This is a genomic window from Hymenobacter polaris (assembly GCF_012927305.1).
In the GTDB taxonomy this organism is placed as follows: Bacteria; Bacteroidota; Bacteroidia; order Cytophagales; family Hymenobacteraceae; genus Hymenobacter; species Hymenobacter polaris.
Genome location: NZ_JABBGH010000001.1, coordinates 1,067,836 through 1,093,023, shown reverse-complemented (window position 1 = coordinate 1,093,023; position 25,188 = coordinate 1,067,836). Strand labels below are relative to the sequence as shown.

At 64.7% G+C, this 25,188-nt stretch carries 24 protein-coding genes; 6 read left to right on the top strand and 18 right to left on the bottom strand.

What is annotated here, in order from left to right; translation table 11 throughout:
• Positions 1–414 precede the first annotated feature (414 nt).
• Both HHL22_RS04625 and HHL22_RS04620 read right to left on the bottom strand, forming a co-directional pair.
• On the bottom strand, positions 415–1,083 hold the full coding sequence (locus tag HHL22_RS04625; RefSeq protein WP_169529778.1) for a hypothetical protein: 669 nt from the start codon (positions 1,081–1,083) through the stop codon (positions 415–417).
• 117 nt (positions 1,084–1,200) lie between these two features.
• Positions 1,201–1,641, bottom strand: a complete 441-nt coding sequence (locus HHL22_RS04620; RefSeq protein WP_169529777.1) for a DUF2147 domain-containing protein — start codon at positions 1,639–1,641, stop codon at positions 1,201–1,203.
• Positions 1,642–2,343: 702 nt separating this feature from the next.
• Between HHL22_RS04620 and HHL22_RS04615 the strand changes: the two genes are divergently transcribed.
• Positions 2,344–3,486 (top strand): TlpA family protein disulfide reductase, encoded by a 1,143-nt coding sequence (locus tag HHL22_RS04615; RefSeq protein WP_169529776.1) that lies wholly within the window; start codon positions 2,344–2,346, stop codon positions 3,484–3,486.
• Between the two features lie 8 nt (positions 3,487–3,494).
• Here the strand turns inward: HHL22_RS04615 and HHL22_RS04610 are convergent, their stop codons facing one another.
• A complete protein-coding gene (locus tag HHL22_RS04610; RefSeq protein ID WP_169529775.1) occupies positions 3,495–4,055 on the bottom strand; it encodes a C40 family peptidase in 561 nt (186 codons plus the stop codon).
• A 90-nt stretch (positions 4,056–4,145) separates the two neighbouring features.
• On the opposite strand from HHL22_RS04610, the gene HHL22_RS04605 reads away from it, so the two are divergent.
• The gene (locus HHL22_RS04605) at positions 4,146–6,053 is read left to right on the top strand and encodes a M61 family metallopeptidase (RefSeq protein WP_169529774.1); all 1,908 of its coding nucleotides are present in this window, start codon (positions 4,146–4,148) and stop codon (positions 6,051–6,053) included.
• A 96-nt stretch (positions 6,054–6,149) separates the two neighbouring features.
• Here the strand turns inward: HHL22_RS04605 and HHL22_RS04600 are convergent, their stop codons facing one another.
• The 10 genes from HHL22_RS04600 to HHL22_RS04560 form a co-directional block, all read right to left on the bottom strand.
• Positions 6,150–7,610: a carotenoid oxygenase family protein gene (locus HHL22_RS04600; RefSeq protein WP_169529773.1), complete on the bottom strand. Its 1,461-nt coding sequence runs from the start codon at positions 7,608–7,610 to the stop codon at positions 6,150–6,152.
• Between the two features lie 521 nt (positions 7,611–8,131).
• Entirely contained in the window at positions 8,132–10,129 is a 1,998-nt protein-coding gene (locus HHL22_RS04595) for a KUP/HAK/KT family potassium transporter (RefSeq protein ID WP_169529772.1), read from the bottom strand.
• A 155-nt stretch (positions 10,130–10,284) separates the two neighbouring features.
• On the bottom strand, positions 10,285–10,695 hold the full coding sequence (locus HHL22_RS04590) for a hypothetical protein (protein ID WP_169529771.1): 411 nt from the start codon (positions 10,693–10,695) through the stop codon (positions 10,285–10,287).
• 270 nt (positions 10,696–10,965) lie between these two features.
• Positions 10,966–11,604, bottom strand: a complete 639-nt coding sequence (locus HHL22_RS24335; protein ID WP_169529770.1) for an FKBP-type peptidyl-prolyl cis-trans isomerase — start codon at positions 11,602–11,604, stop codon at positions 10,966–10,968.
• A gap of 144 nt (positions 11,605–11,748) precedes the next feature.
• Complete coding sequence (locus HHL22_RS24195) at positions 11,749–11,883, bottom strand: hypothetical protein (RefSeq protein WP_262888337.1); 135 nt, start codon at positions 11,881–11,883, stop codon at positions 11,749–11,751.
• An 88-nt stretch (positions 11,884–11,971) separates the two neighbouring features.
• Positions 11,972–12,553: a DinB family protein gene (locus HHL22_RS04580; protein WP_169529769.1), complete on the bottom strand. Its 582-nt coding sequence runs from the start codon at positions 12,551–12,553 to the stop codon at positions 11,972–11,974.
• 20 nt (positions 12,554–12,573) lie between these two features.
• Entirely contained in the window at positions 12,574–13,008 is a 435-nt protein-coding gene (locus HHL22_RS04575; protein WP_169529768.1) for a YybH family protein, read from the bottom strand.
• Positions 13,009–13,192: 184 nt separating this feature from the next.
• Positions 13,193–13,927, bottom strand: coding sequence for a monofunctional biosynthetic peptidoglycan transglycosylase (gene mtgA, locus HHL22_RS04570; protein WP_169529767.1), 735 nt, complete (start codon positions 13,925–13,927; stop codon positions 13,193–13,195).
• A 64-nt stretch (positions 13,928–13,991) separates the two neighbouring features.
• Positions 13,992–15,152 carry an App1 family protein gene (locus tag HHL22_RS04565; protein WP_169529766.1) on the bottom strand — a complete coding sequence of 387 codons (1,161 nt, stop codon included), beginning with the start codon at positions 15,150–15,152 and terminating at the stop codon, positions 13,992–13,994.
• Positions 15,153–15,217: 65 nt separating this feature from the next.
• The gene (locus HHL22_RS04560) at positions 15,218–15,712 is read right to left on the bottom strand and encodes a Clp protease N-terminal domain-containing protein (protein ID WP_169529765.1); all 495 of its coding nucleotides are present in this window, start codon (positions 15,710–15,712) and stop codon (positions 15,218–15,220) included.
• Positions 15,713–15,880: 168 nt separating this feature from the next.
• Here HHL22_RS04560 and HHL22_RS04555 point away from each other — a divergent pair, with 168 nt between their 5' ends.
• Positions 15,881–17,008: a DNA topoisomerase IB gene (locus HHL22_RS04555; RefSeq protein ID WP_169529764.1), complete on the top strand. Its 1,128-nt coding sequence runs from the start codon at positions 15,881–15,883 to the stop codon at positions 17,006–17,008.
• A 74-nt stretch (positions 17,009–17,082) separates the two neighbouring features.
• Here the strand turns inward: HHL22_RS04555 and HHL22_RS04550 are convergent, their stop codons facing one another.
• Complete coding sequence (locus HHL22_RS04550) at positions 17,083–18,660, bottom strand: hypothetical protein (protein WP_169529763.1); 1,578 nt, start codon at positions 18,658–18,660, stop codon at positions 17,083–17,085.
• Between the two features lie 508 nt (positions 18,661–19,168).
• Here HHL22_RS04550 and HHL22_RS04545 point away from each other — a divergent pair.
• Entirely contained in the window at positions 19,169–20,734 is a 1,566-nt protein-coding gene (locus HHL22_RS04545; RefSeq protein WP_169529762.1) for a hypothetical protein, read from the top strand.
• A 163-nt stretch (positions 20,735–20,897) separates the two neighbouring features.
• Here the strand turns inward: HHL22_RS04545 and HHL22_RS04540 are convergent, their stop codons facing one another.
• Together HHL22_RS04540 and HHL22_RS04535 are read right to left on the bottom strand one after the other, a co-directional pair.
• Positions 20,898–21,614, bottom strand: coding sequence for a spheroidene monooxygenase (locus HHL22_RS04540; RefSeq protein WP_317172624.1), 717 nt, complete (start codon positions 21,612–21,614; stop codon positions 20,898–20,900).
• Between the two features lie 122 nt (positions 21,615–21,736).
• Positions 21,737–22,246 (bottom strand): pyridoxamine 5'-phosphate oxidase family protein, encoded by a 510-nt coding sequence (locus HHL22_RS04535; RefSeq protein ID WP_169529761.1) that lies wholly within the window; start codon positions 22,244–22,246, stop codon positions 21,737–21,739.
• Positions 22,247–22,357: 111 nt separating this feature from the next.
• On the opposite strand from HHL22_RS04535, the gene HHL22_RS04530 reads away from it, so the two are divergent.
• The gene (locus HHL22_RS04530; protein WP_169529760.1) at positions 22,358–22,963 is read left to right on the top strand and encodes an acyl carrier protein phosphodiesterase; all 606 of its coding nucleotides are present in this window, start codon (positions 22,358–22,360) and stop codon (positions 22,961–22,963) included.
• Between the two features lie 11 nt (positions 22,964–22,974).
• Here the strand turns inward: HHL22_RS04530 and HHL22_RS04525 are convergent, their stop codons facing one another.
• Both HHL22_RS04525 and HHL22_RS04520 read right to left on the bottom strand, forming a co-directional pair.
• The gene (locus tag HHL22_RS04525) at positions 22,975–23,271 is read right to left on the bottom strand and encodes a SemiSWEET family sugar transporter (protein WP_169529759.1); all 297 of its coding nucleotides are present in this window, start codon (positions 23,269–23,271) and stop codon (positions 22,975–22,977) included.
• A 133-nt stretch (positions 23,272–23,404) separates the two neighbouring features.
• Entirely contained in the window at positions 23,405–23,920 is a 516-nt protein-coding gene (locus HHL22_RS04520) for an FKBP-type peptidyl-prolyl cis-trans isomerase (protein WP_169529758.1), read from the bottom strand.
• A gap of 122 nt (positions 23,921–24,042) precedes the next feature.
• Between HHL22_RS04520 and HHL22_RS04515 the strand changes: the two genes are divergently transcribed.
• Positions 24,043–25,173: an SMP-30/gluconolactonase/LRE family protein gene (locus tag HHL22_RS04515; protein WP_169529757.1), complete on the top strand. Its 1,131-nt coding sequence runs from the start codon at positions 24,043–24,045 to the stop codon at positions 25,171–25,173.
• Positions 25,174–25,188 lie beyond the last annotated feature (15 nt).

The following is a 25,188-nucleotide window of genomic DNA, read 5'->3' as shown; positions in this document are numbered from 1 at the left end:
GCCTCGGTCGAGCTTCCACACCACAAGCGCGTTGCCCGGCCGCAGGCGGGTCAAGAGGTGCTGTAGCGCCGGCCGCCCTTTATACCAACGATGCTTTTTCCTGCGCCACTTCAGCACAACCATAAGCTTGCAAGGCATCGGTCTGGAGGTGCAACTCGTAATCAGCGGTGCTGACGCGGGCGTAACTAAAAACTAGGCGAAATTCTCAAGAAGTCAACGACACGTGGCTTGGTGAGAACAGAATAGGAGACAATTTCCGATACCTAATCCGTAGTTAGAGAAATAGAGGTAAATGGGCCGCTAAAACGTCCGTTTTTTGAGACAGTTGCCCACGTTGTCTTTTCCTACCGATATTTTCTGTTCCTCTTCTAGTGCTACCTCTAGTAGCGTGAAGTTCCTGCTTCGCGCTACTGCCTACGCCGCGAAGGCCTTAATCTGCGCCCGCTCGGCGGGGGTGGCGGCGGGCTCGTCGAACACGGCTTGCAGCAGGCCCTCGAACGACTGGGCGGGGGTGAAGTGCGCCTCGTGCACGGGGTTGGTGCTGAAGCGGATGAAGAGCGGTTCGCCATTGACGAGCACCAAATCGAGGTGCACCAGACCGAAGCGCTGGTTGCAGCGGCCGCTGTGGGTGCAGTCGGTGGGCTGGGGCTTAAAGAGCTGCTTCACCGTCAGCTCGCGCAGGTTGGCTTGCTCGCGCTGGCGGTGGTCGTGGCAGGCGCGGTAGTAGCCCAACTGCACCACGCGCGTGCCCAGCAGCTGAAACAGGTGCTCAAAATTGCCAGTACCCATGCTGGGCTCGTAAAAAAAAAGCGCGCCCTGCCGGTGCTCCTCGCGCAGCAGCTCTACGCGCGGTCCGCGCCGGCTCGCTATGCCGCCCTTCAGCAAGTGGTACGCCTTGTAGTAGGGGCCCAGCCAGTTGCGATACACGCGCCCCGCCAGCCAGGCCGCGTGGCGCTGGGCCTGGGCCGGCGTGGGCTCGGCGGCGGGCTGCCAGCCAGCGGCCGGCGCCCGGCGGCGCGCAAAAAGCTGTTGCAGAAAGTCGAGCACGAAAACCGTTTTAGCTGGGCAGGGGTGGTAGGACAAAAAACACTGGCTTGGGCAAATAGTTTCTGGCCCTAGGCCCGCACCAACCAAAAACAGCGCCCCGCTCAGTGAAGAGCAGGGCGCTGGCTATAGTGGGGACTGATAGGAGGCAGCAGCTTACTTCACCCGCGTCCAGGTTTGCGACTTGCCAATGAGCGAGAAGCCGATGTAGCCTTTTACTTCCATCGAGTTGGCGCTTTCCATCTTCATGTAGCACGAGTAGGTTTTGCCACTCTCCGGGTCGTATATCTTGCCGTTGTCCCACTTGTTATCGTCTTCGTAGCTAAAGCCTTGCATGAAGGGCAGGCCTAGGCGCGGGCGGTTGCGCAGCTTGGGGTCGGGGTTTTGGGTATCGAGCTTAGGCTTGCCGGTGGCCGGGTCGTTGGGCACGGTCAGGCTCACGATTTTGCCGCACAGCTTGTCGCCGCACTTGTAAATCTCGAAGGTGGCTTTTTTGTCCGCGTTCGTCCACACGCCCAGGGGGGAGAGGGTTTGGGCGGCGGCCCCGCAAGCCGCGCTAAGCCACAGGGCCAGCACGAAAAACAGCGATTTATACATGGGGTAGAAGGTGAAGAATAAATGAGGATACAAAGGTTGGACAAGAGTAGTGCCAAAACCTGCTCGGTTTTAGCCAGGCAATTATACGGCCAGAATGCACGTGGCCGTTTCGGCTGCCCCCTAGAGCCCCGCCACTGGGCCGCTTTTGGCGGCGGCCGCCTGGCTAAAATAATTGGACTGATACTGAGGACGGTGGCGCCCTAGGGCCAGGCCGGGGCCTAGGAAAAGCTAAAATATTTTGAACCTAAGCGCGCGCTGCTAACTTTACCACTCAGTAGCGAGTGCTACGGCCCCGCTCAAGCCGCCCTAAGTTGCTGGGAAGCGCGAACGAGGTTATGTGGAACTTTAAAGAAAGGAGGTACAAAATGTCTAGTAGTCCCAACCAAATCCTGCCGAGCCTGTCCAATGTAGTACGCGTCACCGCCGTACTCGCCTAACACACAGCTCGGCGGAGGGCACTGCGGTATCGCGGCTCCCTTTCGTTGGACAGGTCTTACTGTGAGACGCCGGCGCTGTACCCCAGCGTTGCCGCTCGGTAAGATTTGAAGGATTAGATGCCCGGTTGGCCCGGCGACACGCGTGAGCGGTTCGCTAAGGCCGACCGGGCATCGTTTTTTTAGGTTAGCCGAGGCACCAGCGTTGCTGGCGGTGCGGGAAGTTTGCTGCCTACCTTAGCGCTGCCTACGCTACTTACCCTGCCGCATGAGAAATGTTCGTTTGCTTGCGCTGTCGCTGCTGCTTGGCATGGGAAATTTAAGCCGGCCGGCCGCCGGCCAAACCGCTCGCGAGGTGCTAGCCAAGTACCAGGCGCGTCTGCAAGCTGCCCCGCTCATTGGCTACACCGTGCAGCGCATTGATACCTTTGGCAATGGGGATAGCTGGAACCATCGCGGCCGGGCGGTGTTGCAGCGCCGCGCGGGCAGCAAACTGCTTGGGGCCGCGTTTCGAGTTAGCCAAGTAGATAATGCGGCTACCTATTACTACAACGGCAACGTGGGCTTCGAACTGGATGACAAAGCCAAGACGTTTGAGCTGGCTGCCGCGCCCTACGCACCGAGCGTGCTAGGAAGCCCCGCCGGCCAAATGCTGGTGGAGGAGCTGCTCGCCATCGACTCTACTTACCAAAGCGTAACGTACCAGCCCGTGCCAGGTGGTGGCGGCACCCTGCATTTGCGCTACCCCGACAAGCCCCAGGCAGATGTGCTAAACCAGCATACTTACCTGGTGCTCGACGCTGCCACCGGCCTGCCGCGCACGGTCCGCACTACCATGGTGCGCTCGGGGCGCCGCTGGACGACCACCAAGCTGCTGACGGACCTACGCTTGAATGCGCCCGCCGACGCAGCTTATTTGCAGCAGCCCGATTTTCTAACTACTTACGCCGCCGAGCTGCCAGCTCCGCCGCCCGCGCCCACTCCCACGCTGGTGGCGCAGCCCGCCCCCGCGTTCGAACTGCGCAGCTTTGCCCAGGCCCTCGTAAAGCTGAGCAGCTACCGGGGCAAGGTAGTATTGCTGGACTTTTGGGAAACCAGCTGCGCTCCCTGCATCGGCTCGATGCCGCACGTGCAGCGCCTGCAAGATGAGCACCTGGGCAAGCTGGTGGTGCTGGGTATTTTGCTGGATACCGATGCCGCCGATACCGAGCGGGCGAAAGGAATTTTGCAGCGCCAGCACGCCCGGTATATTAATCTCGTGGGTACTGCCGCCATTGCCCGCACCTACCGCGTTGACAGCTTTCCGCGCTACTACGTTATTGGCAAAGACGGGCGCGTGGCAGCCACTCATGCTGGCGGTGGCAACTTGGAAGAGCTAGCCGCCGCAGTGAAGGCTGCGCTGGCCGAGTAATACCTACCTTATAATACCCGGCGCACCCCTAGGAAGCGAGTCTCGTAGCCGCTACCTTCTACCGCGCTCACCTTCACGCCCGACGCGCGCCGGGCCGAGGAGGCGTGCACGAAGCGCAGGGGCACCTCGCCTAGGGCCGAAATAACGATGCCCGCGTGGCCGGGCGTGGTGCTGCCCGGCGCCGTGCCGGCAAACACAACCAAGTCGCCGGGCTGGGCCTGGGCGCGCGCCACCGGGCGGCCCACGCCGATGAGCAGGGCCGTGGAGTGGGGCGTAGCCACGCCAAAGTGCCCGAACACGTATTGCACGAAGCCCGAGCAGTCGAAGCCGGTGCGGGGGCTGGTGCCAGCGTAGCAGTAGGCGGTGCCCTGCTGAGCGAGGGCGAAGCGCACGAGGCTATCGGCGCGGGTAGGAGCGGGGCCGGGCCTAGGGGCAGTGGGCGCCGATGGGCCGGCCGCACCCGCCGCAGCCCGCTGGGTTAGGGCGGCCGGTGCTGGCGGCTGGCTGAGGTGGTAGCCCAGGCCCAGCGCTCCCAGCAACCCAGTAAATACAAGCCAAATACTGCGCATGAAAAGGTAAAACGCGGCGCGGGCGGCAAAGTTCGGGGCCGCCCGGCCGCGGGGTGTGCAACGGCCGGGCGCGGGGTGCATCTTTGCAGGATGTTTGCAACTGCTTCTGCCTGGAGCCGCGCCGCCTTGGCGGCCGGCCTGCTGGCGGCCCTTCAACCCGCTGCCGCCCAAACCGTTAAAACCAAAACTAAAACCAAAGGTGGCGCTCCCGCCGCCGCGCTGGATACGCCGGCGGCCCCCCCAGGCAATGCCAGCCTGCACTACACCCTGGCCATGCCCGCCCCCCAAACGCACTATTTCGAAGTGCAACTGGACTTGCGGGGCTTCACCAGGGAGTACACTGACCTGAAAATGGCGGTGTGGGCGCCCGGCTCGTACCTCATTCGGGAATTTGAGCGCCACGTGGAGCGCCTGCAGGCCTCGGCCGACGGCCAGCCCCTGCGCGTGGAGAAGCTCGACAAGAACACCTGGCGCGTGTACAACCCGCGCCGGGGCAGCTTCCGCGTCAGCTACGGCGTGTATGCCAACGAGCTGAGCGTGCGCACCAGCTACATCGACGCCGACCACGGCTTTGCGTTGCCCAGCAGCGTGTTGATGTACCCGGCGGGCGCCAAGGAGCTGCCCAGCCAGGTGACGGTGCAGCCCGCCGCCGGCTGGGCTACCGTGAGCACCCCGCTGCGCCCGGTGGCGGGCATGCAGAAGTTCACCTACCAGGCCGCTAACTTCGACGAGCTGGCCGACTCGCCCATTGAAATTGGCAACCAGAAGGTGCTGAGCTTCACCACCCAGGGCACGCCGCACCAGATGGCCATGTACGGGCCCTACACCCTGCCCGACGAGGGCAAATTTCTGGCCGATATGAAGCGCGTGACCGAGGAGGCCCAGCGCGTGGTGGGTCAGAACCCCTTGGACCACTACGTGTTCATCGTGCACCACACGGAGGCCGGCGGCGGGGGCCTGGAGCACTTGTTCTCGACCACCCTAGGGGCGCGGCCGGGCACCTACGCCAGCGAGGTGGGCTACAAGAACTTTCTGCGCCTGGTGGCCCACGAGTACTTCCACCTCTGGAACGTGAAGCGCATCCGGCCCATCGCCCTAGGGCCCTTCGACTACGACAAGGAGAACTACACCCACATGCTGTGGGTGAGCGAGGGCCAGACCGAGTACATGGCCAACCAGATAACCGAGCGCGCCGGCTTCTACACTCCGCAGCAATACTTCGACCACCTGGCCACGACCCTGACGGCCGTAGAAAACACGCCCGGCAACAAGCTGCAGGCGGTAAGCGAGTCGAGCTTCGACGCCTGGATAAACTACTACCGGCCCGATGAGAACTCGGCCAACTCGGGCATCAGCTACTACGACAAGGGCGAACTGGTGGGCCTGATGCAGGACCTGCTGATAGTGCAGGCTACCAAGGGCGAGAAGCACTTGGACGACGTATTCCGGCTGCTCTACGAGAAGTACTACAAGGGCCTGAAGCGCGGCTTCACCGACCAGGAGTACCAGGATGCCGTGGCCCAGGTGGCGGGCCGGCGCTTCGACGACTTCTTCCAGAACTGCGTGTACGGCACCCGCACGCCCGACTACGCCACGGCCCTAGGCTACGTAGGCCTGACGCTAACCAGCGCCCCCAGCAGCCCGAACGGGGCCCTAGGGGCCAGCATCGTGAACCGCGGCGGGCACTACCTGGTGGCCACGGCTCGCCCCGGCGGCACTCCCGTGCGGCGCGACGGGGCGGCCTGGACGGGTGGCCTCAACGCGGGCGACGAAATACTGCAGCTCAACGGCGCCGCCCCCACCGACGAGGCCGTGAAGCAGGTGGTGAACGGCAGCCCGGTGGGCACGGTAGTGAAAATGCAAGTCAAGCACGGCGCCGAAACCCACGACCTCACCCTCACGCTGACCGCCGACCCCCTGCGCACCTACCAAATTCAACCCAACCCCCAGGCCACGCCCGAGCAGCAGCGCCTGCTGGCCAAGTGGCTGGGGAAATAGTAACTAATGACTAATTACTAGTGACTAACTACTAGTGACTAATGACTAGGAAGTGCTAAAAATCGGCCCTAGTCATTAGTCACTAGTAGTTAGTCATTAATCATTAATCCACAGGCCGTGGAAGCCTAGGGGGATGTTGTGGGGCAGGCGCCAACGGGCCAACGTGGTCAGGCTGGCGGCGTCGGCCACTAGTAGGTCGGTGGTGTGGGTGGCGGCGTCGAAGCGCAGGTAGGCGAGGTAGGCATCGTCCTCGGCGGTGGCCCCGGGGCGTGGAATGATGACGGGCTCGCTGCACAGCGTGGCGGGCTGGTAGGAGGTGCGGGCCTCGCCGGTGTGTACGTCGAGCTTCACCAGGTGGTCGAGCAGGGGCAGGGGGTGGCTGGGCGGGCGGCCGATGCTCCAGGCGTAGCGGTAGGGCTGGCCGGTGCGGGTGGGGTTTATTTCAGGCAGCTCGCCTTCGTAATCGCTCAGCGGCTGGCGCGCCACGGTGCCGGCGGCCAGGTCGAGCCGGAAGCGAGTGAAGCGGGCCTGGATGGCATCGTTGGGCAGGTTGCCCTTGAGGTAGGCCCGAATGCTGAGCGAGTCGGGGTAGTCGTCCAGCAGCAGCGCGTCGGCCACCAGCGTGCCATCGGCGTCCTGGTAACCATTTACGAAGTGGAAGACAAAGCAGAAATCGGTGGTTAAGCGGTGTACGGTACCATCGGGCGCCACTACCACTACTTGCGTGCCCTGCGTGCGGTCGACCCGGATGGAGGCGGCCGGCGAGGTGAGGCCCGAGAAGGCTCGCAGTACGTCGAACGCCACCGGCGTGAGAAAGAAAATCTGGTGCCCGCTCTGCGTCAGCAGGAAGTCGTGGGCGAAGGTGGCGGCGGGCATGGGCAGCGCGTGGGCCACCCGGGCCTGGCCGCCAGGGCTCACCTCGTAGAGCACCAGCCGGTGCGTGGTGCCCGCCACGGTGCCGAAGTTGTGCAGCACGCCGGTGGTGGGGTGCACCTTGGGGTGGGCCGAAAACGGCATTTCGGGCGTAATGCGCCGGTCGAGCCACGAAAACTTATTGCGCAGCACCCCGCCGTAGTCGAAGCGCCCTAGGGTGGCTAGCGTGGCTGGGTCGAGGGCGTGGGGCAGGCCGCCCTCCCAGAGGGCCAGCAGGTGGCCGCCGTGCTGCACCAGGCTGGTATTGGCGGTGTTTTTGAACTGCATCTTGCCAAAATTGGCGCGCAGCCCCCCCGGCAGGTTGGTGCCGAAGCTGCGGTAAAGCATCCGCCCAGCAGCTTCCTCGGCCACAAACTCGCGGGTGCGCACGTAGCGGTTGCGGTAGCGCACGCCGCCCTGCCCGTCGAACACGAAGCGCGCCACCATGCCGTCGCCGTCAAACAAGTGCTCATACACCACACCTTGGTGCTCAAAGCGCCCGTTGCCATTGCGCAGCAGCGTGCCCACTAGGTCGGGCGGCGGGGTGCCTTCCAGCAGCTCCAGCGGCTCGTTGTCGTACTCGGTGCTTACGCAGCGGTTGGCGGCGAGGTAAGCCCCTAGGGTGGGGTAGTGCTGAATAGGCATAGCGGCAGTTTTGGGGGCTAACGGCCGCCGCGCAAGAATAGTTAAAAGCAGGCTAGCGGATTTTCACTCGCTAAGGGCACCTACTCGCCGTGGCCGACGCGCACCACGATGCCATCCGAGTTCAGGCCGAAATAGATGTTTGAAGCAGCCACTGGCCCGTAAGAATATTCGTAGATAACGTCCCCATTAAAAGCAATTGAGCGCCTGCTGGGTGGGCCCATAACGCGCCGGGCCTGCGCCACGCCCATGCCCGGCCGGACGCGGTAGGAGTTTTGCCAATTTCGCCGGCCAGCGCGGGCTTCTGGGCCAAACCACAGCAGATAGCCCAGTGCGAACGTCCCTATCGCCCCTAGGCCCGCAATAGTTAATAAAGCGGGGCGAAAAAACGGGGGCATACTAAAGCGAAGAGGCATAGGCGCAATAGCTTGAAAAGTATCAGTTAAGCCCCGCTAAACACGTTCGCCCGCCGGCTACCCCTAGGGGCACCCGGCGGGCGAACGTGTTTAGCGGGCACTAAAAAGCTATTGCACCCGCGTGAGAGCCACTTGGCGCACCGGTGAAATAACGAGCGGCACCTTCTCCACCTTCACCGACGAGGTATCGAGGCCGAAGTACTGGGCCTCGCCCGAGATGAACTGCTTGAGGTAGAAATAGGCCTGCATCACCAGCTTCTCGAGGGTCGGGAACTCGTTTTCCACCGAGAGGTACTTCTCCAGTACCACGAAGCGGAAGTCGCCCACCACGTGCCGCTGGCTGAGCGAGGCGTAGCGCGAGGTGATGTCCACCTCCTTGTTGCGCACCAAGTCCTCCACCACCTTGCGGAAGAACAGGTTGATGCGCTGCTGCACCCGGAAGCCCAGCCGGAAGTTGATGCGGAACACGTCGTCTTGGGCCAGCTCCGTCACCTTATACTCCATGGTATAGGGCTCGTCGGTGGTATCGACGTGGATAAACCAGTAGATGTCGGCCCGCTTGGGGCGCTTCTGGAAGATGGAGTAAATGATTTTCTGCTCAATCTCGCTGGCTCGCTCGGCCGACGTCAGGAACACCAGGTGGGTGGCGTACTTGCCAATCGACTCGTCATTGCTGAGCTGCTTGAGGGGTTCGATGTAGGGCTCCATCTTCACGAAGTCGGTGAGGCGGCGCTTGATGTAGTACGACTTCAGCCACACGTACATCACGGCCATCAGGGCCAGGCCAATGAGCAGCGACACGTAGCCGCCCTTGGGAAATTTGAGCAGGTTGGCCACCAGAAACGAGCCTTCGATAACGCCGTACACCAGCACGAACAGCATTACCAGCGGCGTAGCCACGTGCTTGACCTTGCGCAGCCACACAGTGAGCAATATCGTGGTCATGAGCATAGTAAGCGTAATGGCCAGCCCGTAGGCCGCCTCCATGTTCGACGACTCGCGAAAGTGCAGCACCACCCCGATGCAGCCAATGAGCAGCAGCCGGTTCATGCTGGGCACGTACAGCTGGCCCTTCACGTCGGTGGGGTAATTGAGGCGCACCTTCGGCCACATATTCAGCCGAATAGCTTCGGCCACCAGGGTGAAGGAACCCGTGATAAGCGCCTGCGAGGCAATGATGGCCGCCACCGTAGCCAGCCCGATGCCGAAGAGTAGAAACCAGCCGGGCATCAACTCATAAAACGGGTTGCGGTCGCCGAGCTGCTTGCCTTGTTCCGTAAGTAGCCACGCGCCTTGGCCCAGGTAGTTAAGCAGCAGCGTAACCTTGACGAAAGTCCAGCTAATGCGAATGTTACCTTTGCCGCAGTGCCCCAGGTCGGAGTATAGTGCCTCGGCCCCGGTGGTGCACAGAAAAACCGACCCTAGGAGCCAGAAGCCGCTCGGATACTGGGTAAGCAACTGGTAGGCATAGTAGGGGTTGATAGCCTTGAGGATGACCGGATTATGGCCAATCCAGATGGTGCCCAGCACCCCGAGCATGGTAAACCACAAAAACATAATTGGCCCAAACGCCTTGCCCACTATCTGGGTACCAAAGCTTTGCAGCAGAAACAGCCCCGCAATAATGCCAATAACAATGTAGACGATGTAGTTCTGCGTCAGGCTCGGATACACCGCCTTGAGTCCTTCGATGGCCGAGGTAACCGAGATGGGTGGGGTGATAACGCCATCGGCCAGCAGCGACGCCCCGCCGACAATGGCCACCACCGACAGCCAGGCCCCGCGCCGCCGCACCAGGGCGTAGAGCGAGAAAATGCCTCCCTCGCCGTTGTTGTCGGCGTTGAGGGTAATGAGGACGTACTTGATGGTGGTTTGCAGCGTCAGCGTCCAGATAACGCACGAGATGCCCCCGAGCACCAGCAGCGGGTCAATCAGGCCCGGTGTTTGCCCGCTCTTGAGGATGGACGACATCACGTACAGCGGCGAGGTGCCAATGTCGCCGTAGATGATGCCCAGCGCGATGAGCAGGCCCGCCCCCGATACGGCGGTGTGGTCGTGCGCCTTGTGGGCCGTGGCTAGCTCGGGGGAAATGGTAGAAGAACTCATACGAAGGAAAAATAAGCGCTAGAAAGCTGACCCCACCGCCGCCCGGCGCGGGGCACCCAAAAGTAAAAATAGCGCGGCTTGGCGACCCAGGCGGCCAGCCGGTACCGCCGCGCGCCGCCTAAGCTAAACCAGGAAACGGCGCGCGAGCCAAGTGCTCAATCGGAAGGGGGTGGGGAAGGAGAAGTAGCGGCCAGCAGCCGCGCCGCTTCGGCAGCGGCGTAGTCGTGGGCGCGGGCAATGCGGCGATTTAGCTCGGCTATCAGGCGCTGCCAACCTGCGAGCTCGCCCGGCAGGGCGGCGTGGGCCGCGGGCTGCCCTAGGCGCCACAGGCGTAGGCGATTGGTGCCGCGCTGCCCGTAGGCCAGCAGCAGCGCCGTGGCCACCAGGCCCGCGGCGGCGGGCAGCGTGCGCAGCCAGTTCTGCAAAAAAGCAATTAGCACCATGGACAGCCCTAGGCCCCCCAGCAGCACCCACAGCACCCAGCGCACGTGCTGCACATCGGCTCGCTCTAGCTCGCGCAGGCTGTAGGCCTGGCCCAGCACCGTAAGCTGCGTATCGGTTAGCACGAAACGCCCGTCGGGGCTGCGTACTGGGGGTAGCGGTTCATGCGGTGGTGGGGCAGGCCAGGGTTCGGTAGCTTGCGCGAGTACAGGTTGTTCAGAGCTAATAGCTTGGCTACTGGTAGTTGAAGCATTGCTGGGGGCCGGCGCGTTGTCGCTAGTGGCCAGGCCGCCGGCCGCCGGGCTAGGGCTAGCGGGCAGCCGCCCCGCCGTACTGCTGCTAGCCCAGGTGGGGGCAGCAGCAGTAGGCGTGGGCGCGGCCACCCAACCAGGCCCTCAGTTGTTCACTTTCAGCAGCTCCACGTCAAAAATCAGCGCCGAATCGGGGCCGATGTCGCGGCCGGCGCCGCGCTTGCCGTAGGCCAGGTCCGAGGGGATATAGAGGCGCCACTTCGAGCCTTCGGGCATCAGCTGCAGGGCTTCCGTCCAGCCCCCAATCACCTGGTTTACGCCGAAGGTAGCCGGCTGGCCGCGCTGGTAGCTGCTGTCGAACACCTTGCCGTTGATGAGGGTGCCGTGGTAGTGGGTGGTTACCGACGCGCGCGGGCCGGGTTTGGGACCGCTGCCCTCGGTCAGCACTTCGTATTGCAGGCCGCTGGGCAGGGTCACTACGCCGGGCTTGTTGGCGTTTTCAGCCAGGAAGGCTTCGCCCTCCGCTTTGTTATTGTTCATGGAGTTTTGGTCTGAGGAATCGTCGTCATCATCTTCTTCGGCGCCGCCCAGCTGCTCTTGCAGCTGCTGCATGGCGGCCTGCATTTGGTCGGGACTGAGGCGTACGGGCTGGCCGGCCAGGCCTTCCTTGAGGGCGGCGGTCAGGATGTCAATATCCAGGTCGAGGCCTTGCTGGGAGAAGTTGCGGGCCAGGTCACGGCCAATTATGTAGCTGACCTGCTGCTGATTGGTGTCAAGTGTCACAAGAAAAACGTTAAGGCAACCGACTTCAATAAGAACGGCTGCGTGGAAGATTAGGGCCGCGAAGGTCGGCACTACGACCCGTTCTTACGCAAAAAGCCCCGCCGGGTAGGCGAGGCTCACGCAAGGGTGGGAGACCGCCCCGGCTTACAGGTAGTGATAATCCTGTTCGCCGTGCAGGTGAAAGGTCAGGTCGAGTTTAGCTAGCTGCAGGCTCAGCAAGCGGAGTGAGCCCAGGCCGCCGAGCAGCAGCAGCGACGACAAAGCGGTAGTCTTTTTCATCGGGTTAAGGGGGTTGATGTATCCGCAAAGATACGCCACGAGGGCGTAAATTTAGTAGGCGTGCCGAGTAGTTGGTAGTCAGCCAAGCCTACTTCTCCGAGGCAGCCAAGGCGGCAAATTCGGTTGCATTCTCCGCTAGCTGTAGCAAATGGCGCTGGGCATGTTGCGCCAGAAAGTACAGATACTCATAAACGTTCAGCTTGCCCAGGCCATTTACTGTCATGGTGGTTTGGTACAGTACGCCCTGCCCATCGGGCAGCCGGTCGAGGCAAGCCAGGGCCTGCACCAGCTGGTTGCGTAGCTGCTGGCGCACCTGCGGCAAGGGGGTGGGAAAATCGCGGGGCTCCATGTGCGCCGGCCGCAGCCAGGGAAAGGCGTGCAGCAAACCAATGGGGGCTAGGCGCGATGGGTTGAGGGGCTGGGCCGCCAGCTCGGCAGCCAACTCCAGGCCCCGGCTGTTGTGGAGCGCCTTGGCAGTGCCTTTTTCGATGAGGATTAGCAAATAGTGGTTGGTAAGGCCGACGTGGGTTAGGATTTCCCGGCCGCTCCAGCCCTGGTCGGCCGGCACGTAGTCCAGCAGCGCAGGCGGTTGGTCGAACCAGGTAGCCAGCGCCGCAAAAGTTGCTTGCATAAACGCGCGCAGGTCGGCCAGCTGATGATGGATATCCATATAATTACTATGCAGCGCGGCTAGCTGGTGTGGTCGGCCACAATCACCCACTGCCCACTTACGAGCTTGAAAACTAGTAGGAAATATCCGCCCAGGTCGCCGGCGGCCACGCCGGGCCGGGCCAGGTGCCAGTGGCCCACCACCTGCGCCGCGCCGGGCGCCAGCAGCGTAATGCGCAGCCCGCTAAAGTCGAGCTTCCCCATTTCGGCGGGCGTGGGATAGCGGTGCTGGTAGTTGGCCAGGGTGGTTTGCCAGCCGTAGGTCAGCCCGCTTTTGCCGATGAACACCAGCGAGTCGGAGTGCCAGTAGCCGGCCATAAAGCCCGGAATGTCGCCCCGGTTCCAGGCCGCCGTTTGGGTGGTGAGCACCTGGGCAATGGCCTGGCGCGGCGTGGGCGGTGCGGCCGGCAGGGGCCTAGGGGCTAATAGTAAACTGAGGGCAAAGGCGTTGAGCATAAGGACAGGAGTAAGCCAGCGGTACACTAGCGGCCCTAAAGAACGTCATGCTGAGCCTCGCGAAGCATCTCTCCCGCGTAACTAATTCCGGCCGTTAGGATTACTTACGCGGTAGAGATGCTTCGACAGGCTCAGCATGACGTTCTTTTTCATTGCTCGCTTTAACCACTCGCCGCCCCTAGGGCTACTTCAGCAGCTCGCTTACGTAGGCTGTGCCCCCTAGGGCCCGCATACGCTGCAACACGCGGCGCTGCTTGGCGCGGGCCTGGGGGCCGGGCTCGCCGGCCCGGAAGCGCAGCGGGTTGGGCAGCACGCCGGCCAGCAGGGCCGCTTCGGGGGCGCTCAGGGCGCGGGCCGACTTGTGGAAGTAGCGCTGGCTGGCCGCTTCTACCCCAAAGGTGCAGTCGCCCAGCTCGGCCACGCTCAAATACATTTCCATGATGCGGCGCTTGCTCCAAAGCAGCTCGATGAGCACCGTGAAGTAGGCCTCGGCGGCCTTGCGCACGTAGGAGCGGCCCTGCCACAAAAACACGTTTTTGGCCACCTGCTGCGAGATGGTGGAGCCGCCGCGCACGGGCTTGCCGGCGGCGCGGTTCCAGTTGTACTTGGCCGCGCGCCACATGCCGTCCACGTCGAAGCCGTGGTGCAGCAGAAAGCGCTGGTCCTCTGAGGCTACCACGGCCAGCGGCAGGCTAGGGGCCACCTCGTCGAGGGTGCTGAACCGGTAGTGGGCGTGGCGCGGGTCGGGCTGCACGCCGATGTAGCCCAGGCCCACCGGGGCGTGGGCGCGGCGGTCGAGCATGAGCCAGGTGGCGGGCGGCGGCACCCAGCGGTAGAGCAGCACCCAGGCCACCGACACCAGAAACAGCGCCGCCAGGCTTTGCAGGCCCACGCGCGCTGCCGTGCGCCAGGTAGGCAAAAGAGAGGTAAGGGGTTTACGCACAGCTTAGTACTTAACACGGGCCCTAGGGTGCGCGAGGCGGCTAGGACTGGCTTTTTTCGTCATCTTTGGTGGTAGCTACCCGCACCTGCGCCAGGCCGGCAGCCGTTATCAGCCCGCACTGGGCGGCGTGGGTGGCGGCGGCCAGGTAGTCGGTTACCAGCAGCATCTCCACGCCGGTGTCGCGGCGCAGGGCGGCGGCAATGGGCGCCACCGGCGTGCTGCGCTTGGGCACGCCCACGTCGCGGATATACACCACCCGCACCCGGCCGGGGTGGCGGCGCACCACCTCGGCGTAGATAACGGGGTCTTGCTGGCCATTATCGCCGAGCAGCACGAAGCTCAGGTGCGGATAAGTATCGAGTACCTGGTTGATTTCCTTGAGCTTATGGTGGTGGTGGCTGGAGGCCGGGGCCGCCTCGCCCTCGGCTAGCACCGGGCGGCCGATGAGGGTGTCGCGCAGCAGCAGGGGCCCTGGCGGAATGCCGCGCAGCCGTAAAAAGTCAATCAGCACGTCGTACAGGTTCCAGGGCGAGGAGCTGACGTAGAAAAACGGGTTATCGGGCCGCTCGCTAAGGCCGCGCAGCAGCGCCTGGTAGAAGGCCGCTACGCCCGCCAGAGGCTCGTGCGAGTAGGCATTGCGCAGCAGCACCGTGCGCAGCATTCGCCACATGTGGGTGGCGCGGGTCACAATCACGGTGTCGTCGAGGTCAGAAATAACCCCAAACTCGGCCGTGGGCGGCGGAATGAGCACCTCGGCCGTAGCGCGCACCGTGCCGTGCAGCCCCCGAAAGCGGTAGGGCAGCCGGCTGAGCTGCGCCGGCACCGGGTGCCAGAGGTAGTCGTGGGCCGGCGGCATGCTCGGCGGGTCGATGACCAGCGTAAAATACCCTTCCGAATCGGTGGTGACGTAGTAATCGTGGCCGCCGGGCAAGCATAGCAGCACCCGCGCCCCCGGAATTTCGCGGCTGTTGAAGCGCCGGTACATGGCCTGGAAGTTGCGCCAGGGCGAGTCGGCCTCGGTTTGGGGCGTCAGGCCGCGGTCGGCCAGCAGGCGGCCCTTCACGTAGAGGCGGTGCGGCGTGCCGTAGCTGCGGTACACGTCGAGGTGCAGCGGGCGCAGGCGCCCCAGGCGGGCCGCCCAGCGCGTGATGGCCGCGTCGGCCCATTCAAAGGCATCCGATAGCCATTGCCGTACATCCATCCGGCAAACCTACGGCCGGCGGGGCCATTCGAGCCCGGCGAAGAGTAGCTGGTAGCCCGCCCCGGCTAGCCTGCCAGCCAGTGCCGCACTTTAGCGAGCCAGAATGAGCGGCCAGCGGCAGCCGGCGCGCCCAACTGGCCGGTACGCTCAAAATGCTGCATCAGGGTGCTAATAGAAACTTGATTTTCAGCTAGCAACGTGGCCAGTAAGGAACTGGGCACCTGGGCGGCGGCTAGCAGGAAGTGGCACGGCAGCACCTCGGCCGCGCGGTAGTGGCGCGCTACCGTCTTGGTCTTGCGCAGCGCCCGCTCGCATTCTTTGAGCAGGGGCAAGCTGCCGGCCGCCGCAAGGGGCGGCCCTGCCCGCAGCTGCTCGGTAAAAGCCGTGAGGGCACGGGCATTGCCAAAAAGCACGTCGCGCAGCGACCAAAAAGGGTACAGCTGGCAGTCGGCCAGCAGCAGGTGCAGCGTCGACACGTAGTCGCAGCCTAGGTGCAGGGCCACCTGGCGCGACTCGGCAATAACGCGCTGCATCTCAACGGAAAACCGGACGGAAGCCATGACAAAAACTAGAACGAAAAGGTAGCGGCAGCGGCTAAAGTAACGGCCGCCAACCAACGGCCCAGCTACGGCCGGAAGTGGCCGGGGCCGCGACACCCACCCGAAGCTTTGCTACCCGTTGCCGCCGCTTACGTACACGTTGCCATCCGTTAGCCTGTTCTACCCGCAATGCCCACCGCTGCCGCCCCCACCGCCCCTAGGGCCAAAACCCCCAAGAAACACCTGCCGCCCGTGCACGACCTGGCGGCCCACGAGCTATACAAAGACCCCGCCCACCAGGCCGAGCTGGCGGGCCTGCGCTACACCACCGACCACGGCCCCGGCCTGCGCCGCGAGGCCCTAGGGGGCAAGGGCGAGTTTGCGTACTTCGACGCTAAGGGCCATAAAATTGAAGACGAAAAGACGCTGGCCCGCATCCATAGCTTCGTGATTCCGCCGGCCTGGACCGACGTGTGGATTGCGCCCAACCCCAAGTTTCACTTGCAGGTGACGGGCCACGACGCGGCCGGCCGCAAGCAGTACCGCTACCACCCGGCCTGGGACGTGGCCCGCTCGCTCACCAAGTTCTCGCGTCTGCTCGCCTTCGGCCAGAAGCTGGGCGAGCTGCGCCAGCAGCTGCAAAAGGACCTCAAGCGCCCCGGCCTCGACCGCGACAAGGTGGTGGCCCTGGTGCTCACGCTCATGGACCAGTCGTTTATCCGCGTCGGCAACGAGGAGTACGCCAAGAAAAATAAGAGCTACGGCCTCACCACGCTGCTCGACGACCACGCCGAGATTCACGGCCAGGATGTGCGCTTCAAGTTTGTGGGCAAGAAGGGCGTGGCGCACGACGTGACGGTGCACGACCGCAAGCTGGCCCAGCTGGTGCGCAAGTGCCAGGATATTCCCGGCCAGCACCTGTTTCAGTTTTATACCCCCGACGGCCAGCACCACTCCCTGGAGTCGGGCCACGTGAACGACTACTTGCATCAGCACACGGGTATGCAGCTATCGGCCAAGGACTTCCGCACCTGGGGCGGCACCGTAAAAATGGTAGAGTGCCTAGAGCAAGTGCTTAATGCGGAGCCCGACTTAGCGCCCGAAAAAGCCATCCGCAAATCAGTGAAGGAAGTGGCCGGGCGCCTGGGCAATACGCCCACCGTGTGCTCGAAATACTACATCCATCCCCAAGTAGTGGAGCTGTTCAAGTCGGGCCGCCTCATCGAGTACTTGCGCCGCCACGACGCCGACCCCAAAGACCAGGACGCCCTTTCGCCCACCGAGCACCTGGTGCTGGAAATGCTGGCGGAGGTTTAAAGAATAGGGCAAAAAAGGCGGTCATGCTGAGCCCCGCGAAGCATGACCGCCTTCCACTTACTGTCAACTATAACTCACTCGTCCTCCAGCCTGTCATACGGATAGAACTGCTCGTGCTTGTTCTTGGGCTCGGGGCGGTTAAGGCGGCCGTTGGCTTCCTCCTCGTAGCGCAGGCGGCGGCGCGAGGGGGCGCGCAGCACGTCGGGCCCGGCCCCGGCGTGAATGACCAGCCGCAGGCCCCGCGCGCCGCTCACCTCAAACAGGTCGCGGCTTTCGAGGCCTTCCAGGGTTAGGCGCTTGGTTTCGCGGGTGTAGAAGGTGCGCTGATAGTAGAGCGAATCGGGCCCTAGGGTGCGGCTGTACACCTGCACGGTGGTGGAGTCGGGCGCGCGGCGCACCACGAAGTGGTCGGGCTGGTTGGTGCCGGCCACCACCGGGCGCTCGGCCTTGAGGCGATAGTAGCGGGCGGCCACGGCGGGCAGCGCGTCGCGGCGGGCTTGCAGGTCGCGCAGCAGCCTAGGGCCTTCCAGGGCGTACACGGCGGGCGGCAGCCGGCGCACGGCGCGGGCCAGTACCGAGTCGGGCAGGCGCTGGCGGGTGCGCTCGGCGGCAGCCACGAAGTCGCGCTGCGTTAGCTCGTTCAGCCCGCGCTGGTCTACGTAGCGGCCCTGCCCAGTGAGGGCCACCAGGTCGTGGTAGCGGTGGCGAAACGTAACGAGGTGGCGCACCAGAACCCGGCGCGTCAGCAGCCAGGGAATTGTTCCGTCGGCCAGGCGAAAAAACACCTGGTCGCGGTCTTTGGGCACCGGCGCAAACAGGTGGCGCGTGGCCGGGGCGGCCGGGTCGGGGCTCAGGGCCCACTGCCACTGCCCGGCGTGGCGGTCCCAGTCGCCCACCAGCACGTCGAGCAGGCGGGCCTGCAACAGGGCGGGCTGGTCGGGGCGGTAGTGGGGGTCCTCGTAGAGCAGCTTGCGCATATCCTCATCACTAAGGAAATCGGTGGCCTGGGGCAGCAGCGGCGAGTAGGCCCGCTTGCTGCTATACTTCTCCTCCAGCAGCGCCAGCTTGCCGCGCAGGCGCTGGTTGGCCTCGGCCGAGCCCAACTGCTGCTCCTCAGGCGGCACGTACTCGAGCCGCGGGTGGGTATGGGGCACGCCCAGGGCCTGGGCCAGGGGCGCCACCACCAGCGCCCCATAGCCTAGGCCGGCCGAGGTGGCATCGCGCAGGGCGTTGGCCACGAAGGTGCGCTGCCAAAACTTGGGCAGAATGCGTGAGGGGTCTTTGTCGATGCTGCGCAGGGCGTAGCTGCGGCCGTCGGCCCCCTTGAGCGTGAGGCTGGTAGTTTGGAAGCCGCCCCCCAGCTTGGTGGGCGTGAGGGGCCCGGCAGTGGGCCAGGCCGTTGCCAGATGAAGCACCGGCACCCGCACCGGCGCTGCCCAGGCGGCCCGGTGGTGGCGGCCCACCAGCACGGTGTTGACAAAGCCGTGCTGGGCGTACTGGCGGCCGGCGGTGGCCCATACGCTGTCGGCGGTGTTGGGGCGGGCGGCGCTGGGGGCGGGCACCACGGCATCGCGCTGAAAGTAGTGCCGCTTGGCGCAACCGGCCAGCCCCAGCGAGCCAGCAATTGATAACAAGAACGTAACAGTACGCAAAGCAGGCGAAAGTTAGGCTGGTAGAAACCGCCCCGCGGGGCAGGTGGCGTATTAACGTAGCCTATTTTAAAAAAGATAAGCTTAACAGGCTTTCCCGCCCCGGTGGCCGGCGGCTGGCCCCGAGCCGTTTCAGGGTCCGGGTAAAGTAGGAGCGGGGTTGGCTGCCGCTCGTCGTTGTAGCGATTGTGCTGAAATTACTTTAGCAGCGCAGGCGACGGGTGGCGGCCAGGCCAGCCCCTACTTTACGGTACCCGACCTACGCATTTGCGGCAGGGTAACCGCAACGGCGTAAGCTGCGCTATAAAGCGGCAGCAAGGTACTGCGCGGCGCGGGGGCCTAGGGGTCCCGGCTGCTCGTAGGCGGTTGCTCGGCGCCTATCTTGCACTAATCTGCCAATTTTTGGTAGAATTCGATTTGTCATTTTGGGCCGCCGTGGCTTAGAACGGGCTGCTTTTTCCGCGTGTCACCAATAAGATTTCGTGCGCTGTGTCGCCGCTGGCCGCTCGGTGTGGTTGCGGGCCTGGTGGCGCTGGGAATGCTGGCTGGGGGCTGCGGCCAGCCCGCGCCCCCGGCGGCGGCGCCCGTTTTTAGTGCTGACTCCAGCGTGGTGCGGGTGGCGCCCAGCGCCGCTTATGCCCGGCGCGGATGGTGGTGGCGGCGCTTGTGGGGGCAGCACTACCGCACGCTGTGGGCCGCGCCCGTGGCGGCTCCGGTGCTGCGCCTGGGCGCGGCCGGCCTCACGCCCGAGCGGGTGGGCGGCAGCTTCCAAACCAATGTGCTGCGCCTGCGCGCGGCCGACGGGCGTTGGCTGGTGCTGCGCTCGGTGGATAAGGACCTGAGCCGCACCCTGGGCAATAACTGGCTCGACCGCCTGGTGGCGCCGGTGCTGCGCGACCAAACCTGCGCCGCCCCGCCCTACGGCGCCTACGTGGCGGCCGAGCTGGCCCACGCGGCGGGCGTGCGCCACACCAATCCGCGCCTGGTGTATTGGCAGCCCGAGGCAGCCCTAGGGCCCCTGCGCCCGCGGTTTCGGGCGGGCCTATACTTGCTGGAAGAGCGGCCTGAGGGCCGCCAACTGCCCGCCTCCTCCTTCGGGGCGGCTAGCCGGGTGGTAGGCTCGGGCGACATGCTGGGCGCGGTGCTGACCCAGCCCGGCGCCCGCGCCGCGCCGCGCGCCTACCTGCGCGCCCGCCTGCTCGACCTGCTGGTGGGCGACTGGAGCCGCCGAGCCGACCAGTGGCGCTGGGCGGCCGTGGCCGACGGCCGCCAAACCGTGTTTCAACCCATTCCGCGCGACCGGGACCAGGCGTTTTTTCGGTTTGACGATGGCTGGCTGACGCGGGTGATTTCATGGCTGCGCCCGCGCTACCAAACCTTTAATCCCCACCTGGTGGCGGCCGACGTGCGCGCCCTCACCGTCACGGCCCGCCCCCTCGACCACACCCTGCTGGCACTGGTGCCCGAAGCCGTATTCGTGGCCGAGGCCGATTCGCTCGTGCGCCGCCTGCCCGATGCCGTGCTGGGGCGCGCCCTGGCCGCCGCGCCCCCCGAGGTGCGGGCCAGCTTCACGGCGGCGCTGCTGCCCGCCCTGCGCGCGCGCCGCGACGCCCTGCCCGCCGTGGCCCGCCGCTACTACGAAGTGCTGCAAGCTGAACCCGTGCTGCTGGGCACCGCCGCCGCCGAGCGCTTCGAGCTGCGGGCCCTAGGGCCCGGCCGGCTGCAGCTGCGGGTGTGGGCCCGCCGCCCCCCGCGCCCCGACAGCCTGCTGGGCGAGCAAGCCTACGCCGTGCGCCGCACTACGCGCCTGAGCATCTACGGCCTAGGGGGCAACGACGTGTTTGAGCTGCGCGGCCGCCTGGCGCCGGGTTTTGGCGTGCACCTTTACGGCGGGGCGGGCCGCAACCAGTTCTGGCAGCAGCCCGCCACCCAGCCCACCGGCCCCGGCCTCACCGTGCACGCCACGCCCGCCGACTTGCTGCACCTCGGCCCCGGCGTGCGCGTGCTATCTAGCTCCGCCGAAACCGCTACGCCCACCTGGCTGGCCCGCTACTACCGCCTTCGCCAAGGGAAATAGTGACTAGTGACTAGTGACTAGTCTAATGTCGTCTGTCATTGCGAGCAGGTGGCGCATCAAGCCAGGGACGCGGCAACCGCACCAGCACAATCCGCCGAGGAGCGTCCGCGTGGCGGTTGCTTCGCAGGCTCGCCAAAAGAACCGGCGCATTAGTCATTATTCATTAGTCATTAGTCACTATCTCCCGCCCATCGACCGTGCCGCGGCTGCTGAGTACGGCAAAGCGCTCGAATAGCTCCTCCGAGTACCAGCCCTCGCGGCGCGTAAGCTGCACTACCTCGCGGTGGGCGGCGTGGCGGTAGGCATACGCCTGCATGGCCGCCGCCGAGTCCCAGATGCTGAACGTGGCCTGGCGCACCAGCGGCAGCTCGCCCAGGCCAATGGCCAGGCGCAAGCCCGGCGCGCCCGCCACGGCCCGGCTCGTGGGCTCAACGTAGCGCCAGAAGCGCGCCGCCCGCCCCAGCCGGATGCTGGCCCGCGTGAGCACCGCCACGGGCCCGGTGGCGAGGCCGTCACTAGCGGCCCTAGGGGCTTCGCCTTCGGCAAAGGGGTTGCGGCCATCCCAGGCGCCGTGGCCCTGCAAGGGAGCCAAAAAGGCCGTCCACGCCTCGGTGCTGCGGGCCTGGTAGGCGGCCCACCAGGCGTTGGTGGCAAAAAAATGCTCGGCCGCCGCCGCGTCCGCCCAGGTGGCTACCAGGCCGTAGCGCCGCCAGTTGGGCCAGAAGCCAAAGCCGTTAGCTGCCCCGCTGCCCAGCAGCTGGCTGAAGTGCAGGCCCGGCACGGTGCGCAACTGGGCGGGCGCCGTGGCCATTTGGGCCAGCGCCCAGCGGGCGGGCCCAAAGCCGGGACGCAGGGTAAAGATAGAAAGCGTAGTGAGCACGGCGGGAAAACAAAGCAGGCACAAAAAAAGGCCGCCGCGCGGCCTTTTTACTGTTGGAAGGGGCTAGGGGCGGGGCCAGCGCGGTGTGGCCGGGGCCCCGCCCCTGGCCGGCGGGGGCGGGCTTAGCGCTGCACCTGGGCGTGCTCGTTCACGTCGTTGTCCTCGCTCTTCTTGCCCGTCAGCACCGAGCGCACGTAGCCGTAGGCCACCGACAGCAGGCTGCTGGGCGTGTCCCAGTACTCGGCCTGGTCGATGGTTACTTTCAAAATCGTGATGCTGGGGTCGTCTTTGCCCTTGGGAAACCAGGCCTTGAACGACTCGTTCCACAGCTCATCAATCTTGGCCTGGTCGCGGTAGGTGCTGGCGCGGCCCGTTACCGAGGCGTAGGTGTTGCTGCCGGGGTCGCCGTAGCTCAGGTTTACCTGGCTGTCCTTCTTCACTTCAAATACTTTGGCCGACTCCTTGTCGGTCAGAAACAGCAGCGAGCCGTCGGCCTCGGGCTTGATGGTGCCCATGGGGCGGCTGTGCAGCTGGTGCTGCTCGTTGAAGGTGGTGAGCATGGCAATGCGCACATCCTTGATTTTCTCGAACAGCTTATCGAGGTCGTGGGTGACGGGCGTGTGGTCGGACATGATAGCAAAAATTTAAACAAACGAAATAGGGGCGCCGCCGCGGCGCGCGGCCCCTGCTAGTGCTTACGGCCGGGCCGCGGCCGGGGTTGGCGGCGTACCTTGCCGCCGCGCATGAATTTCCTGGCTCACCTCTTGCTGGCCGGCCCCGCGGCGGCGCCCGACTACGCGGGCCGCCTGGTGGGCCAGTTTATTGCCGACTCGGTGCCCGGCCGCCAGCTGCTGGCCTACCCGGCGGCCGTGCAGGCAGGCATTCGGGCGCACCGCGCCATCGATGCCTTTACCGACCAGCACCCGCTGGTGCGCCGCACCACCGCCCGCCTGCGCGCGGCCGGCCTGGGCAAGTACGCGGGCGTGGTGGCCGACATGTTCTACGACCACCTGCTGGCCCGCGATTTTGAGGCCTACTCGCCCGCCGAGGCCCTAGGGCCTTTCACGCAGCGGGTGTACGGAGTGCTGGGGGCGCACGAAAACCTGTTTCCGGCCGCCGTGCAGCGGTTTTTTCCGCACTTGGTGCAGCACAACTGGCTGCTGGGCTACGCCCGCCCCGAGGGCCTAGCCCAGGCCCTGCGCGGCCTGAGCCGCCGCGCCACCGCGGGCGGCGCCATGGCCACCGCGGGCGACGAGCTAGCCCGCCACGATGCCGCCTACCAAGCTGATTTTGCCGCCTTCTTCCCCGCGCTGCAAGCCTGGGCGGCCGAGCTGGCGCAGCAGCCCTAGGGCCTGGCCGCCTACTTGGTAGGGTGCCCGCCGTCGGCTACCGGCTCTTCGCTGGGCTTGGCCGTGAGCTTGAGCACCAGGATAATGGCCGCCAACGCGGCCGTGATGCCGTTGGAAACAATAATGGGCCAGTTGCCCGCCACTATCCCGTAGGTCGTCCAGAGGGCAGTGCCGGCCGTGAGCAGCAAATAGGCTGAGAGCGAGAGGCTGGCCGTGGAGCGCGTGCGAATAGTCTGGTAGGCCTGCGGCACGTAGCCCGCCGTGGTAATAACGGCGGCCGACGTACCCAGTAAGGTGGTCACATCCATAGGGGTCGGTAACTAAAAGCCGGTCCCTAGGGTAGCCGGCCAGCTAAAACGGGAGCGGCCGCCCCACCTGGGTGGCCGCTCCCGGCGAAATGTGGTAAGTGATGGGCAGTTATTGCCTGCCACGCACCACTCCTTAATGATGGTGGCCGCCTTCGCCGTGCACGTGGCCGTGGGCCAGCTCCTCGGCGGTGGCGGGGCGCACGTCGGCCACTTGGCCATCGAAGTGCATGACCATACCGGCCAGCGGGTGGTTGAAGTCCATGGTTACCTGCTCGTCGCCCACCTCTATCACTTTGGCTTGCATGTGGTGGCCTTCGTTGTCGGCCATGGGCAGGTAGTTGCCGGGCTGCAGCATCTCGTCGTCGAGCTTGCCGTCCACCAGAAATACGTCTTTCGGAATCTGCACCACGGCCTGCTCGTCGTAGTCGCCGTAGCCCTGCTCGGGCGTGAGCGAGAAGCTGAACGAGTCGCCGGGGTTTTTGCCATCGAGCTGTTTCTCAAACTCTTCGGGTAAGCCGCTGTGGCCGAACAGAAACACCATGGGCGCTTCGGCATCGGCGGTTTCGACCAGCACTTTCTGCTGCTCGTCGTCGGTGACGGATAAGTTGTAGGTAATGGTTACGACCGAGTTTTGGGCAATAGCAGCCATGTGGTGGGACGGGGTGTGGTTTGCGGCAAAGGTAGGGGCTTTACGCAGCCACCCGCACGGGCGGCCAACTCTGGCGCGGCCCCGGCCGTAGTGCCCCGGACACTCCCTTCTCCCTTTTCCTCATGAAAATCAAGTATTACGCCGCCGCGCTGCTGGCCGGCACCGGGCTGCTGGCCGCCTGCGGGCCCCAGCAGTCCGAGCAGAAACAAGAAGTGGCCCAAGCCACCGACCAGGCCGCCGAAACCGCCGACACGGCCACGCGCGGCCTCACGCCCCGGCTCATCACCACCTTCCCCGACTCGCTCAACACCCCCGACGGCCTCACGCTGGCCCCCGACGGGCGGGTGCTGCTCTCGTTCCCGAACCTGGCCGACAACAAGTACCCGTGCAGCATCGTGGTGCTCACCGACCACGGCTACGAGCCCTTCCTGAGCCGCCTACCCGTGGAGCCCAGCACCAAGCACGCCGCACCCATGGACCTGGCTTTCGGGCCCGACGGTAACCTATACTACGCTGAAAACCAGTACGAGAATAGCAAGGACTACAAGTCGCGCCTGATGCGGGTGATTATGCGGGGCGGCAAGCCGGTGAAGATTGAAACCGCCGTCGATAAGTTCGGCCTGGCCAACGGCACCGTCTGGAAGGGCAATACGCTCTACGTGACCGACAGCCAGTGGGACATGCCCGACAATGACAAGGGCAGCGCCATCATGCAGTTCCAGCTCAGCGAGTTAAAGCCCGGCACTACCCTGCACCTGGTGCCCAAAACCAAGGACCCGCACGTGCTGGCCCAGTTCACGACCACCGTCAACGAAACCGGCGTGGACAACGGCGCCGATGGCCTCGACTACGACAGCCAGGGTAACCTCTACACCGGCTTCTTCGGCGACGGTACCTTCCACAAGCTGACCCTAGGGCCCGACGGCCGCCTGCTGAAGCAGGAGGTGCTGCCCGTGGCTGCCCCCAAAATCCCCTGCATCGACGGCATCATCATCGACCGCAAAACCGACAAGGCCTACGTGACGAGCGCCCGCCTCAACTCGGTGGATGTCATCGACCTTAAAACCAACGCCCACACCATCCTGGCCCGCAACGGCGACACCGACGGCCGCGGTGGCCGCCTCGACCAGCCCTCGGAAGTGCTCCTGAAGGGCAAGCAGCTCATCGTGACCGACTACGACGACCCGGTAAAGCACTTCGTGAATACGAAATCGGACGCGCCGCACACCGAATCGGTGCTGGACTTGCCATAAGTTGACCAAATAGCA